Origin of the sequence: Stackebrandtia sp., assembly GCF_035643755.1 — a bacterium.
Taxonomy (GTDB): domain Bacteria; phylum Actinomycetota; class Actinomycetes; order Mycobacteriales; family Micromonosporaceae; genus Stackebrandtia.
Genome location: NZ_DASQPW010000083.1, coordinates 18,864 through 30,685 on the forward strand (window position 1 = coordinate 18,864; position 11,822 = coordinate 30,685).

At 71.2% G+C, this 11,822-nt stretch carries 12 protein-coding genes and 1 pseudogene; 4 read left to right on the plus strand and 9 right to left on the minus strand.

The window, feature by feature from the left end; genetic code table 11:
* Window positions 1-39: 39 nt before the first annotated feature.
* Window positions 40-357, plus strand: a pseudogene (locus VE172_RS25665) (NUDIX hydrolase); the annotation flags it as partial.
* A gap of 519 nt (window positions 358-876) precedes the next feature.
* On the opposite strand, the gene VE172_RS06235 reads toward VE172_RS25665, so the two are convergent.
* Together VE172_RS06235 and VE172_RS06240 are read right to left on the minus strand one after the other, a co-directional pair.
* Window positions 877-1,542: a GOLPH3/VPS74 family protein gene (locus tag VE172_RS06235; RefSeq protein WP_324798680.1), complete on the minus strand. Its 666-nt coding sequence runs from the start codon at window positions 1,540-1,542 to the stop codon at window positions 877-879.
* Window positions 1,543-1,622: 80 nt separating this feature from the next.
* Complete coding sequence (locus VE172_RS06240) at window positions 1,623-2,903, minus strand: MFS transporter (RefSeq protein WP_324798682.1); 1,281 nt, start codon at window positions 2,901-2,903, stop codon at window positions 1,623-1,625.
* A gap of 71 nt (window positions 2,904-2,974) precedes the next feature.
* Here VE172_RS06240 and VE172_RS06245 point away from each other — a divergent pair, with 71 nt between their 5' ends.
* Complete coding sequence (locus tag VE172_RS06245; RefSeq protein WP_324798685.1) at window positions 2,975-3,949, plus strand: GlxA family transcriptional regulator; 975 nt, start codon at window positions 2,975-2,977, stop codon at window positions 3,947-3,949.
* Window positions 3,950-3,956: 7 nt separating this feature from the next.
* Here the strand turns inward: VE172_RS06245 and VE172_RS06250 are convergent, their stop codons facing one another.
* The 6 genes from VE172_RS06250 to VE172_RS06275 are packed head-to-tail and all read right to left on the minus strand — an operon-like array spanning window position 3,957 to window position 9,919.
* Window positions 3,957-4,265, minus strand: a complete 309-nt coding sequence (locus VE172_RS06250) for a putative quinol monooxygenase (RefSeq protein ID WP_324798688.1) — start codon at window positions 4,263-4,265, stop codon at window positions 3,957-3,959.
* A complete protein-coding gene (locus VE172_RS06255; RefSeq protein WP_324798691.1) occupies window positions 4,262-5,248 on the minus strand; it encodes an ABC transporter ATP-binding protein in 987 nt (328 codons plus the stop codon). The genes VE172_RS06250 and VE172_RS06255 overlap by 4 nt, the downstream gene beginning before the upstream one ends.
* Window positions 5,245-6,216, minus strand: a complete 972-nt coding sequence (locus VE172_RS06260) for an ABC transporter ATP-binding protein (RefSeq protein WP_324798694.1) — start codon at window positions 6,214-6,216, stop codon at window positions 5,245-5,247. Before VE172_RS06260 ends, VE172_RS06255 begins: the two co-directional genes overlap by 4 nt.
* Complete coding sequence (locus VE172_RS06265; protein ID WP_324798697.1) at window positions 6,213-7,103, minus strand: ABC transporter permease; 891 nt, start codon at window positions 7,101-7,103, stop codon at window positions 6,213-6,215. The genes VE172_RS06260 and VE172_RS06265 overlap by 4 nt, the downstream gene beginning before the upstream one ends.
* Window positions 7,100-8,080 carry an ABC transporter permease gene (locus VE172_RS06270; RefSeq protein ID WP_324798699.1) on the minus strand — a complete coding sequence of 327 codons (981 nt, stop codon included), beginning with the start codon at window positions 8,078-8,080 and terminating at the stop codon, window positions 7,100-7,102. Before VE172_RS06270 ends, VE172_RS06265 begins: the two co-directional genes overlap by 4 nt.
* A gap of 12 nt (window positions 8,081-8,092) precedes the next feature.
* On the minus strand, window positions 8,093-9,919 hold the full coding sequence (locus VE172_RS06275; protein WP_324798701.1) for an ABC transporter substrate-binding protein: 1,827 nt from the start codon (window positions 9,917-9,919) through the stop codon (window positions 8,093-8,095).
* An 83-nt stretch (window positions 9,920-10,002) separates the two neighbouring features.
* Between VE172_RS06275 and VE172_RS06280 the strand changes: the two genes are divergently transcribed.
* Both VE172_RS06280 and VE172_RS06285 read left to right on the plus strand, forming a co-directional pair.
* A complete protein-coding gene (locus VE172_RS06280; protein WP_324798703.1) occupies window positions 10,003-10,578 on the plus strand; it encodes a rhomboid family intramembrane serine protease in 576 nt (191 codons plus the stop codon).
* A gap of 36 nt (window positions 10,579-10,614) precedes the next feature.
* The gene (locus VE172_RS06285; protein WP_324798705.1) at window positions 10,615-11,403 is read left to right on the plus strand and encodes an alkaline phosphatase family protein; all 789 of its coding nucleotides are present in this window, start codon (window positions 10,615-10,617) and stop codon (window positions 11,401-11,403) included.
* Here VE172_RS06285 and VE172_RS06290 read toward each other — a convergent pair.
* The coding region (locus VE172_RS06290) for a LysR substrate-binding domain-containing protein (RefSeq protein ID WP_324798708.1) at window positions 11,400-11,822 on the minus strand (423 nt) is incomplete at its 5' end. The two genes, VE172_RS06285 and VE172_RS06290, sit on opposite strands and share 4 nt — an antisense overlap.

The following is an 11,822-nucleotide window of genomic DNA, read 5'->3' on the forward strand; positions in this document are numbered from 1 at the left end:
GCGCCGCACCCGATTAACGCGCCCTGGCATTGTTGGGGCATGCCCGCGACCATTCGCACCACATGGGACGGTGTCCCGATCGCGCCCGACGACCCCAACGGCGTCACGGTGGTGGTGCGGCGTCCGTCCGTCGACGGCTTCTCCTACCTGCTGCTGCATCGCGCCGCCCGCGGCGTCGACTACGAGGGCTGGTGGGCGTGGACGCCGCCGGCGGGGTGCCGCCAGCCCGGGGAGTCGGTGGCCGCCGCGGCGCGGCGCGAGTTGTACGAGGAGGCGGGGATCGACTCGGCGGCGATGTGGCCGGTGAACGTGTCGGGCAACTGGGCGCTGTTCGTGTGCGACGTGGACGACGATGTCGCGGTGGAGCTGATCGACGTCGAGCACGACCGGTATCGGTGGGTGGACGTGGCCACCGCGGCGCGGATGTGCCGCCCGGGGCAGGTGGCGCGCAACCTGGTCGCCGCCGACACGGTGCCGCGGCACTCCTGGTCGTTTCGGGACCGCGCGCCCGCCGACGGGGCGTTGGCGAAGGGCTTCGCCGCGGCGGCGCACCACGGCCGCTGGCCGGTGGACGCCATCGAGACCCCGCGGCAATACATTGTGGAGTACAACGGCGCGGCGTGCGGCCTGGCGGGCTTCGACGCCACCGGAGACTCCGTCGACGTGCGCGTCCTGTTGGGCGACCCCGACGTGGCGGGGCGGGGGCTGGCACCCAGCCTGGTGTGGGCGCTGATCAGCCATCCCTCCACGCACGACGCGGGCGTCGTGACGACCGTCGTGGACGCCGAGAACCGTCCCGCGCGGCGGGCGGCGGTCAAGGCGGGGTTCGTCGGCGACGGGAAGCGCCTGGTCTTCGATCGGGCGCTGTGGGGCGTGTTAGCTGCCGCCGCCGCTGGAGGCCGCGGCGGCCGCCGCGGAGGTGGCGGCCACGACGGCGGCGGTGACCGCGGCCTGGGTGGCCTGGATGGCCTGGCCGGTGGCGTCGGCGGCCCAGGAATGCTCGGCGGCGGACTTGAAGGCGCCGCGGACGTCGCGGCGGGGGCGGTCGGGCAGCGCCTTGCGCTCCATCTTCATGGCGTAGACCATGGCGGCCAGCGCGGCGGTGCGGTCGTCGCGGGGGCGTGCGGTGTCGACGAACTCGCCGAGGCGGCGGCGGGCGTCGTCGCTGGGGGTCGGGGAGGTGGGGCGGTAGCGGTTGAACGGGATGAAACCGAGGATGTGGTCGTTGTCGTGGTTGAGGATGCCCTGGGCGACCATGGATTCGCGCAGCGCGCGGGGGAAGCCGCGGTGGAGGCGGTCGATCCAGCCGCGGGGCTTGCGGGGCTTGTCGCCGTTGATGCGCGCCAGGACGTCGTCGGCGGCGGTGTTGCCGATTCCGGCGGCGTTGACGACGGTGATCTTGTTGCCCGACAGGCTGAGCCGCTCGGCGAGGGTGAGGTCGAGCAGGCACGCCCCGATGAGGCCCAGCTCGAGATTGTGGACGGTGTTGCGTCCGGTTTCGGGCTGGTAGGCCAGAAGCAGCAGTTCCTCGGTGATCAGCATGGTCCCAGGCTAGGGCAGCCGCCGGGGCGGCGCGTCATGCCCGGCGATGAGGCGTTTCTCGTCCCCGGGCACCACGGCGTCTAGGCTTCGCGGACTAGTCGCGGCGCCACCAGCAGCGACAGGACGGCGGCCAGCGCGCACAGCGCCCCGGCCCCATACCAGGCGGGATCGTAGGTGCCGAGTTGGTCGCGCACGATCCCGGCGCCCAGGGCGATGGCCCCGGCGCCGACCTGGTGGCTGGCCAGCACCCACCCGAACACGACCGGCCCGTCGGCGTCGCCGAAGGCGGCGCGGCACAGCGCCAGGGTGGGCGGGACGGTGGCGACCCAGTCGAGTCCGTAGAAGATCACGAAGAACGCCATCGGCGGGTCGAGTCGGTCGGAGAACAGCAGCGGCAGCACGATCAGCGACACGCCCCGCAGGCCGTAGTAGATCGCCAGGAGTTTGCGGGAGTCGAAGCGGTCGGTGAGCCAGCCCGAGGCGATGGTGCCCACGATGTCGAAGATCCCGACGACGGCCAGCAGGCCGGCGGCGGCGGTGGCGGGCAGCCCGTGGTCGTGGGCGGCGGGCACGAAGTGCGTGGTGACCAGGCCGTTGGTGGAGGCGCCGCAGATGGCGAACCCGCCCGCCAGCATCCAAAACGTCCGGGTCCTGGCGGCGCGGCCCAGCACGGCCAGGGCGCGTCGGCCCGCGCCGGTGGCGGCCACGGCGGGCAGGGGGGCGGTGGCGCCGTAGGCGAGCGCGCCGATGTCTTCGGGGCGGTCGCGCAGGAGCCACCACACCAGCGGCACCACGGCCAGCGCGCACGCCGACACCACGGCGGCGGCGACCTGCCAGTTGTAGGCGGCGACGAGGTTGGCCAACAGCGGCAGGAAGATGAGTTGCCCGGTGGCTCCGGCGGCGGTGAGGATGCCGGTGACCAGGCCGCGGCGTTTGACGAACCAGCGGGTGGACACGGTACCGGCGAAGGCCATGGCCATGGACCCGGTGCCCAGTCCCACCATGATTCCCCAGTAGATGATCAGTTCCCAGCTGGACTTCATGAACAGGGTGAAGCCGCTGCCGCAGGCCACCAGGACCAGGGCCCCGGCGACGATCCTGCGCATGCCGAAGCGGTCCATGAGGGCCGCGGCGAACGGCGACGTCAGCCCGTACAGGACGAGGTTGACGGTGACGGCGGCGGAGATGGTGGTGTGGGACCAGCCGAACGCGGCGTGCAGCGGTTCGATGAGGACGCCGGGTGTGGCGCGGAATCCGGCGGCGCCGATGATGGCCACGAACGCCACCGCCGCCACCCACCAGGCGCGGTGGATGCGGATGCGGCGGTCGCGTTTGCTTGGCGCGGTGAGGGTGGCGGGCACGGGTCCAAGGATGCGGGAGCCGGGGCCCCGGCAACCTTGGCGTGAGCGCCAACATGTGCAAAGATCTGGCCATGTCGGTTTCGCGCCACCGCGTGGTGATGTTGGTGATGGACGGGGTGATCCCGTTCGAGCTGGGCATCCCGCCGCGGATCTTCGGTGCCGCCCGCGACGCCGACGGCCGCCGCCTGTACGAGGTGTCGACGTGCGCGCTGACGCCGGGCATGGTGCGCACCACCGAGGACTTCACGATCCACGTCCCCGCCGGACCCGAGGCCCTGGGTCGCGCCGACACGGTGGTGATCCCGGCGTCGTACGAGATCGACGCGATGTTCGTCCACGGTGTCCTGCCCGGCGATGTCGCCGCGGCCCTGGCGCACATCCGCCCCGGCACCCGCATCGCGTCGATTTGCACGGGCTCGTTCGTGTTGGCGGCGGCGGGGCTGTTGGACGGCCGCCCGGCCACGACGCACTGGATGCACACCGAACAGTTGCGGCGCCTGTATCCGAGGGTCAAGGTCGACCCGGACGTGTTGTTCGTCGACGACGGTGACGTGCTCACCTCGGCGGGGGTGGCCTCGGGTATCGACCTGTGTCTTCACATGGTGCGCAAGGATTTCGGCGCCGCGGTGGCCAATGTGGTGGCGCGGCGCAGCGTGGTGCCGCCGCAGCGCGAGGGCGGCCAGGCGCAGTTCATTCGGCATCCGGTGGCGGTGGAGCCGGGCGCGGCCACGGCGGGCGCCCGGGCGTGGGCGCTGGCGCGTCTGGGCGCGGCGGTGTCGTTGGAGCGGTGGGCGGCGGAGGCGTCGATGAGCGTGCGGACGTTTTCGCGGCGGTTTCGCGCCGAGGTGGGCCTGACGCCGGGGCAGTGGCTGCTGCGGCAGCGGCTGGACGCGGCGCGGACCATGTTGGAGACGTCGCGGGTGGCGGTGGATCGGGTGGCCGTGGAGTGCGGGTTCGGTACCGCCGCGTCGATGCGGCGTCACATGCGCGCGGTGCTGGGGGTGTCGCCGTCGTCGTACCGCAAGACCTTCGCCGGAGAAACCTAGGCGCGCATCAGTGGTCGGGAATGGTCGAGGGTTCGGCGCGATACACCTTGATGACGGCTTTTCCGATGGTGGACTCGTCCAATATGGCGTCGGGTTCGCGCATGTGGTCGGCGGCCAGATGCGCGGCGAGCGCGGCCTCGTCGCGCCATTCCTCCATGCAGGTGAACAGGCAGTCGTCGTCGAGGTCGGCGGCGAAGGCGTAGTGCTGGCAGCCGTCGTCGCCCGCGATGGTGGACGCCTGCATCTGTTTCAGGGCGGCGATGGTGGTGTCGCGGGTTTCGGGTTTGGAGCGCAGCCACACGTGCACGATGATCACGCGGGCCACCCTAACGCGGGCGGCGCGACGAGGTGGCAGGCGGCGCCGGGGGAGCGTGCGTCCATGATGGGCAGGTCGCGCGCGCGACAGTCGCCGTCCACATGGGATTGTCGGGCGGTGCCGTCGGCGAGGGCGGGACAGCGGGGGTGGAAGCGGCAGCCGGCGGGAATGTCGGTGGCGTCGGGGGTTTCGCCGCTGAGCACGATGGGCGCTCCGACGGGGCTGTCGGGCAGGACGGACACCAGGGCGCGGGTGTAGGGGTGGCGGGGTTGGGTGAGGATGTCGGCGGCGGGCCCGTGTTCGACGATGCGTCCGGCGTACATGACGGCCAGGCGGTCGGCGATGTTCCATGCCACGCCGAGGTCGTGGGTGACGATGACGGCCGACAGTCCCAGTTCGTCGCGCAGCCGCAGCAGCAGGGCGAGGATCTCGCCGCGCACCGACGCGTCGAGGGAGGCGACGGGTTCGTCGGCGACGATGACGCGCGGTCGCAGGGCCAGTGCCCCGGCGATGACGACGCGTTGGCGTTGCCCGCCGGACAGCTCGTGGGGGTAGCGGGCGAGGAAGTCGGCGGGCGGGCGCAGGCCCGCGTGCGACAGGGCCTGGGTGACGCGCTCGGTTTCGTCGCCGCCCAGCCGGTGGATGCGGGGGCCTTCGGCCACGGCGTCGAACACGGTGTGGCGCGGGTTGAGGGCGCCGGTGGGGTCCTGCATGACCAGCTGGACGCCGCGCCGCAGCCGCCGCAGGTCCCTGGCGCGGTAGGTCACGGGCGCCCCGGCATAGGTGACGCGGCCCGAGTCGGGCACGACCAGGCCCAAAAGCGCCTTGGCGAGGGTGGTCTTGCCGCACCCGGATTCGCCTGCCAGGGCGAGGATCTCGCCTTCGTCGAGGCTGAGGTTGACGCCGTCGACGGCCACGGCGCGGCCCCTGCCGCGCGAGGCGTAGGACACGCGGATGTCGCGGGCGTCGAGGATGGGTGTCATGGCGTCTCCTCGCCGGCGCGCAGGCACGCGGCCCGCCGCCCCTCGGCGACGGCCTGTAGTGGAATGTCGCCGTGCGCGCAGTCGTCGATGGCGATGGGGCAGCGGGGCCGAAACGCGCACCCGTCGGGCAGGCGCAGCGGCGAGGGGGCGTCGCCGGGCACGCCGCGGGGGCGGCCGCGCGAGGCGGGGTCGCCGACGGTGGGAAACGCCCGGGCGAGGCCGCGGGTGTAGGGGTGGGCGCCGTGGGCGACGACCTTCGCGGTGGGTCCGTGTTCGACGACGCGTCCGGCGTACATCACCGCCAGTTCGTCGCATGTGGATGCCAGGATGGACAGGTCGTGGCTGATCATGATGAGCGCGATGCCCTGGCGGGCGATGACGTCGGACACCAGGTCGAGGACCTGGGCCTGGATCATGACGTCCAGGGCGGTGGTGGCCTCGTCGGCGATGATGAGGCGGGGCCGGCAGGCCAGGGCCATGGCGACCATGACGCGTTGGCGCTGCCCGCCCGACAGCTCGTGCGGGTAGCTGTCGGCGCGCCAGGCCGGCAGTCCCACCTGGCGCAGCAGTTCGCGGGCGCGGGTCAGGGCGTCGGCGCGGGTGGTGGCGGGGTCGTGGACGCGGATGGGTTCGGCGATCTGGCCGCCGATGGCGCGCACCGGGTTGAGGGCGTGCATGGCGCCCTGGAACACGATGGAGGCCCGGCTCCAGCGCACGGCGCGCAGCTTCCCGAACGACATGGTGGCGATGTCGTCGCCGTCCAGGAGGATGTGGCCGCCCACGGCGGCGGTGGCCGGCAGCAGCCGCAGCATCGCCAGGGCCACCGATGATTTGCCGCAGCCGGACTCCCCGGCGATGCCGAGGCTGGCCCCGGCCTGAACGCTCAGCGTCACCCCGCGCACGGCGGGGACGGCGGCGCGTCGCGCGTCGTAGGTGACGGTGAGGTCGCGAATGTCCACAAGGCTCATCGGGCCTCCCGCAGCCGCGGGTTGACGATTGCCTCCACGGCCCTGCCGCACAGGGTGAACGCCGCCACGACGGCCACGATGAGCACGCCGGGCGGTATGACGTACCACCACGCGCCGTACGACACGGCGCCGGAATCGTTGGCGTGGGACAAGATCGTGCCCCACGACACCACGGCGGGGTCGCCGAGGCCGAGGAACGACAGGGTGGCCTCGGCGAGGATGGCGCTGGCGACCTGGAGGGTGGCCGAGGCGAAGATGAGCGGCGCCACGGCGCCGGTGACGTGGCGGGTGATGAGGTGCCAGTGTCCGCCGCCCAGGGCGCGGGCGCGTTCCAGGTAGCCGCGGGATTCCACGGCCAGGGTGGCGGAGCGCACGAGCCGGGCGGTGGAGGCCCATGACGTCAGCGCGATGGCGATGATGATGGTGGCCGCCGACGGGCCGAGCATGACGGCCAGGGCGATGGCCAGCACCAGTTGCGGCAGGACGAGGAACCAGTCGGTGAGTCGCATGAGGACCCAGCCGGTGGCGCGGGCGAAGTGCCCGGCGACCAGGCCGACGACCGCTCCGATGAGGACGGACAGGACGGTGGCGGTGACGCCCACCAGCAGGGACATGCGGGCGCCGTAGATGGTCAGGGTGAGCACGGAGCGTCCGACGTCGTCGGTGCCGAGCCAGAATCGGGCGCCGGGGGGCTCGAAGCGGTGGCCCGGCGCCTGGGTGGGGTCGAGGCTGTCGGCGTCGGCCACAAGCGGCGCGGCGATGGCCAGGATCGTCACGGCGGCCAGCACGATGAGTCCGGCCATGCCGGCGCGCTGCGCGCGGTACTGCCGCCACGCGTCGGCGGCGCGGGTGCGTCGGTGGGCCCAGCGGATCGCGGTGGCGGTCATGAGGTCCTCACTCGCGGGTCGAGGATGCGGTAGGCGATGTCGGCGCAGGTGTTGGCGATGATGACGGCCGCGGAGAAGAACACGAAGGTGCCTTGCAGCAGCGGGATGTCGGGGACCTTGAGGGCCTCGTAGGCCAGTTGGCCCAGGCCGGGCCAGGAGAACACGGTCTCGGTGAGGATGGCGCCGGACACCACCGCGCCCAGTTGCATGAACACCAGCGTCACGGTGGGCAGCAGGGCGTTGGGGACGGCGTGGCGGCGCAGGACCGCGGCGTCGGTGAGTCCCTTGGCGCGGGCGGTGACGAGGTACTCCTCCCCGCGTTGCTCCAATATGGATGCTCGCATGATGAGGACGTACTGGGCGTAGATGACCGCGGCCATGGTGACGGCCGGCAGGACGAGGTGGTGGGCGATGTCGAGGGTCTGGGGCCACCAGCCGTCGGCGGTGCGCGGCGAGCGCATCCCGTTGATGGGAAACCATCCCAGAAGCCGCCCGAACACCACCAGCATGATGAGGCCGAGCCAAAACGTCGGAGCCGACCACAGCGCCAGCGACACCCCGACGTGGGTCTTGTCGAAGCGGCTTCCCGAGCGCCACCCGGCGCGGGTGCCGATCCACAGCCCGAGCCCGGCCGACAGCACCAGGGCGGTGCCGGTGAGCAGGACGGTGGCGCCCAGCCGGTCGACGATGAGGTCGGCCACGGGCCGCCGGTACTGGTAGGACTGTCCGAGTTGGCCTGAGAACACGCCCTTGACGTAGGTGGCGAACTGTTGCGCCAGCGAATCGTCCAGGCCCAACTGGTGGCGCAGTTGGCGTTTTTGCTCCGGCGTGGCCGGCACGTCGCGGGTCATGGCCGACACGGGGTCGCCGCCCAGCACCCGGAAGATGAAGAACGCGCTGATCAGGACCAGTCCCAGCGACACCGCGGCCCCGCCGAGCCGCACGGCGACGAATCGCGGCCACCCGCCCACACCCACGCCCGGTGCCCCCTATTCGCGCTCGTCGGCGGTGGCGGCGCGGCGGCGCATCCGCCACCACACCGCGCCGACGACGACCACGACCGCGACCAGGGCGGCGCTGGCGGCCCACCATCCGGTGCCGGTTTCGTGGGCGACGGGCCGGGCGGAGTAGTACCCCCACACGCCCTGTTGCGCGGTGATCATGCCGTGGTGGGCGGGTTGGGTGTCGAAGCCGTCCCACCGGTCGGAGCGGTAGGCCTCCAGCCGGTCGGAGTAGTACAGGGTCACCTCGGGGGCCTGGCGGTAGAGGATCTGTTGCATCTTCTTGACCTCGTCGGCGCGCTTGGTGGCGTCGGTTTCGGCCTTTTGTTTGGCGAACAGCTTGTCGTAGGTGGCGTCGCAGTAGAAGGTGTCGGTGTCGCGTTCGGAGGATTTGGCGGACTCGGGCAGCGCGTCGCAGGTGTACAGGGCGAGGATGCCGGTGGGGTCGGCGTCGACGCCCCAGCCGGAGAAGATGACGTCGAATTTCCCGGCGTACAGGGTGTCGTTGAGTTTGGTGCCGTCGGCGCCGGCGGTGTCGACGGCGATGCCCAGGCGCTTCCACCATCCTTTGAGGAAGTCGGCGATGGTGGATTCCGAGGGCGTGTCGGAGTGGTACAGCAGCCGGAATTCGAGTTTCTTGCCGCCGTGGGGCATGGCCCGGATGCCGTCGGAGCCGCGTCGGTATCCGGCGTCGTCGAGGAGTTTGTTGGCCGCGTCGATGTCGAAGTCGACGGTCTTGTCGCCGGGGTCCCAGAAGTAGTCGGCGAAGATGGGCGGGATGTAGGCCACACCGGGGGTGGCCATGCCGTCCTTGACCTTGTCGATGAGTTGTTTCTTGTCGATGGCCTGGGCCAGGGCGCGGCGCACGGTGGCGTCGCGCAGGGCGGGGTGTCCGTCGCCGATGTGGGTGCCGTCTTGGGCGCGGGCGCCGACGTTGAAGGTGATGGAGGTGAGGCTGCGTCCGGTGGCGCGGTTGGTGGTGACGCCGGTGGCGCCTTTGAGGGAGTCGTATTGGGCGGGGTTGAGTCCGCTGGAGGTGGCGGTGAGGTCGACGTCTCCGGAGCGCAGCGCCTGGACCGCGGCGTCGGGGGTCTTGTAGTACTGCATCGCCAGCGACTTGTACTTCGGCGCGCCCTCCCAGTAGGAGTCGTTGGCCTTGAACTTGATGTATTCCTCGACCTTGAAGTCGCTGGCCAAAAACGGTCCGGACCCCACCACGGGGAAGTCGGTGTTGTTGAACGAGGCGGGGTTGTGGATCTTGGACCACACGTGTCGCGGCACGATCGGCACGTCCATGTGGGTCATCTGCGACGACGGGCGCTTGATCTTGACGACCAGTGTGGAGGCGTCGGGGGCGGCCACGGAGGTGAAGTTGTCGACCAGGTCGGCGTGGGAGGCGTGCAGTTTCTTGTCGTCCATGAGCAGCCGCAGGGTGAAGCGGGCGTCGTCGGCGGTGACCTTCTTGCCGTCGGACCAGGTCACGCCGCTTCGGATCGTGTAGGTCCAGGTGCGACGGTCGCCGGAGTGTGTCCACTTTGTCGCCAGGCCCTTGGTGGGGGCGAAGTCGTCGGCGCTGTAGCGGATCAGGGGCGTGTACATGAGGTCGGCGACCTGGTAGTTCAGGGAGAAGAAGCTGGTGAGCGGGTTGAGGTCGGAGATGGTCTGGTCGACGGCGACCACCAGGGGGGCCTGGGTGTCGCCGCCGCTGGTGCAGCCGCTTGCCGCCAGGATGATGACCGCTGCCGCCGCCGCGCCCTGCCTGATTCCACTTGCCCACGAGGAGTTCATGACACCGGCCTTCTCGAAGTGAAGCACGCCACACTCTGTAGTGACAACATAGTCACACATGTATATACGTGGTGTCAATGTGGTGGTTGCCGTTTACACTTGCCGCCGTCATGTCGCTGCCGCAAGCCTTTCGGGCCGCCGCCGTGGTCGCCGCCGGTGTCGCGGCATTGTGGATCATCGCCGCCGCCGACCACGTCCTTTCGGGATCCTTCGACCGCTACGGCATCGCGCCGCGCACCTGGTCGGGCCTGTTGGGCATCCCGGCGGCACCCCTGCTCCACACCGGCTACGCCCACCTGGCGGCCAACACGGTGCCGCTGCTGGTGCTGGGTTTCCTGGCCGCGGCCCGGGGTCTGCGCCGGTTCGTCGCGGCCGTCTGCCTGATCGTGTTGGTGTCGGGCGCGGGGGTGTGGGTGACGGCGCCGGCGGGTTCGGTGACGGTGGGCGCCAGCGGCGTGATCTTCGGGCTCTTCGGGTACCTGGTGGGCCGGGGCGTCTTCGACCGCCGCGGCGTCGACATCGCCTTGGCGGTGTTGGTGGTGGTGTACTACGGCTCGATCCTGTGGGGCGTGTTGCCGTCCCAGCCGCACGTGTCGTGGCAGGGGCACCTGTTCGGTCTGATCGGTGGCGTGTTGGCGGCGTGGCTGTTGCGGGCGGCGACGTTGCGGCCGCGATCGGCCTTATAGTGGACGCCGCGTTGTCGACGGCAGGGGACCCTCCACATGAAACACAAGGTGATCGTATTCGGCCTCGACGGGGTGCGCCTCGACACGCTGCGCGCCGCGGCGACGCCGCACCTGGACGCCATCGCCGCGGCGGGTTTCCTCACCGCCTGCCGGGTGCCCGAGGTCAATGCGACGATTTCGGGACCGTGCTGGGCCACCATCGCCACCGGCGTGTGCAGCGACGAGCATCGGATCACGGGCAACAACCTGCGCTTCAACCGTTTGCGGCGTTTCCCGTGCTTCCTGCGCCAGGCCGCCGCGCACGGCGCGACCACCTATGCCGCCGCCGGTTGGCTGCCGTTGCTCACCAGGACCCACGGCGGCCCGATCTTCGCCGCCGATCACCAGTACGTTCCGCCGCGCCCGCGCAATTCAAAAAACGGCGGCGACGCCATCAGTGACGCCGACGTGGCCGCGTGCGCGTCCAAGACCATCGCGTCGGACGACATCGACGCCGCTTTCGTCTACTTCGGACAGGTGGATCACGCGGGGCACGAGCACGGCGTGGACGCCGCCTACACGCGGGCGCTGGTCAACGCCGACGCCTGCGTCGGGGAGGTGGTCGCGGCGGTGTCGTCGCGTGCGACGTTTGGCGAGGAGTCGTGGACGTTCATCGCCGTGACCGATCACGGTCACCGTGACGCCGGTGGTCACGGCGGCGACTCGACCGCCGAGCGCACCGCGTGGCTGGCGGCCGGCGGGCCGGGTGTGGCGGGCGTGGAGCCGGCGGGTCTGGGTCATGTCGATGTGCCGCGCCTGGTGTTGGGGGCGTTGGGTTTCGTCTAGGTCGCGGTGTCGCGCAGCGCGCCGATGAGGGTGTCGATGGCGGGGTCGGGGCGGCTGCCGGCGCGCACGGCCACCGATACGGTGCGGGTGAGTTCGAGGTCGGCCACGGGGTACAGGCGCACGTCGGCGGCCAGTGGTTCGACGATGCTGTGCGGGATGAGGGACACGCCGAGCCCGGCCTGGATGAGCGCCATGATGACGGTGAAGTCGTCGCTGGCGTAGTCCAGTTGTGGGGTGAATCCGGCGGCGTGGCAGGCGCGTTCCAGGACGGTGCGCAGCGCGGTGTCGCTGTGGGGGGCGATCCAGCGGTCGTCGCGGCAGGCGGCCAGGCCGTCGGGTCCGTCGCCGTCGTCGGGCCAGCGGCCGGGCGGTGCGGCCAGCAGCAGGGGTTCGTCGCGCAGCCGGTGGATGTCGATGCC

Coding starts and splice junctions, on each gene's coding strand:
- VE172_RS06235 (WP_324798680.1), bottom strand. CDS start 1,542: ATGCTGATCACCGAGGAACTGCTGCTTCTGGCCTACCAGCCCGAAACC.
- VE172_RS06245 (WP_324798685.1), top strand. CDS start 2,975: ATGTCGGTTTCGCGCCACCGCGTGGTGATGTTGGTGATGGACGGGGTG.
- VE172_RS06255 (WP_324798691.1), bottom strand. CDS start 5,248: ATGACACCCATCCTCGACGCCCGCGACATCCGCGTGTCCTACGCCTCG.
- VE172_RS06260 (WP_324798694.1), bottom strand. CDS start 6,216: ATGAGCCTTGTGGACATTCGCGACCTCACCGTCACCTACGACGCGCGA.
- VE172_RS06265 (WP_324798697.1), bottom strand. CDS start 7,103: ATGACCGCCACCGCGATCCGCTGGGCCCACCGACGCACCCGCGCCGCC.
- VE172_RS06280 (WP_324798703.1), top strand. CDS start 10,003: ATGTCGCTGCCGCAAGCCTTTCGGGCCGCCGCCGTGGTCGCCGCCGGT.
- VE172_RS06285 (WP_324798705.1), top strand. CDS start 10,615: ATGAAACACAAGGTGATCGTATTCGGCCTCGACGGGGTGCGCCTCGAC.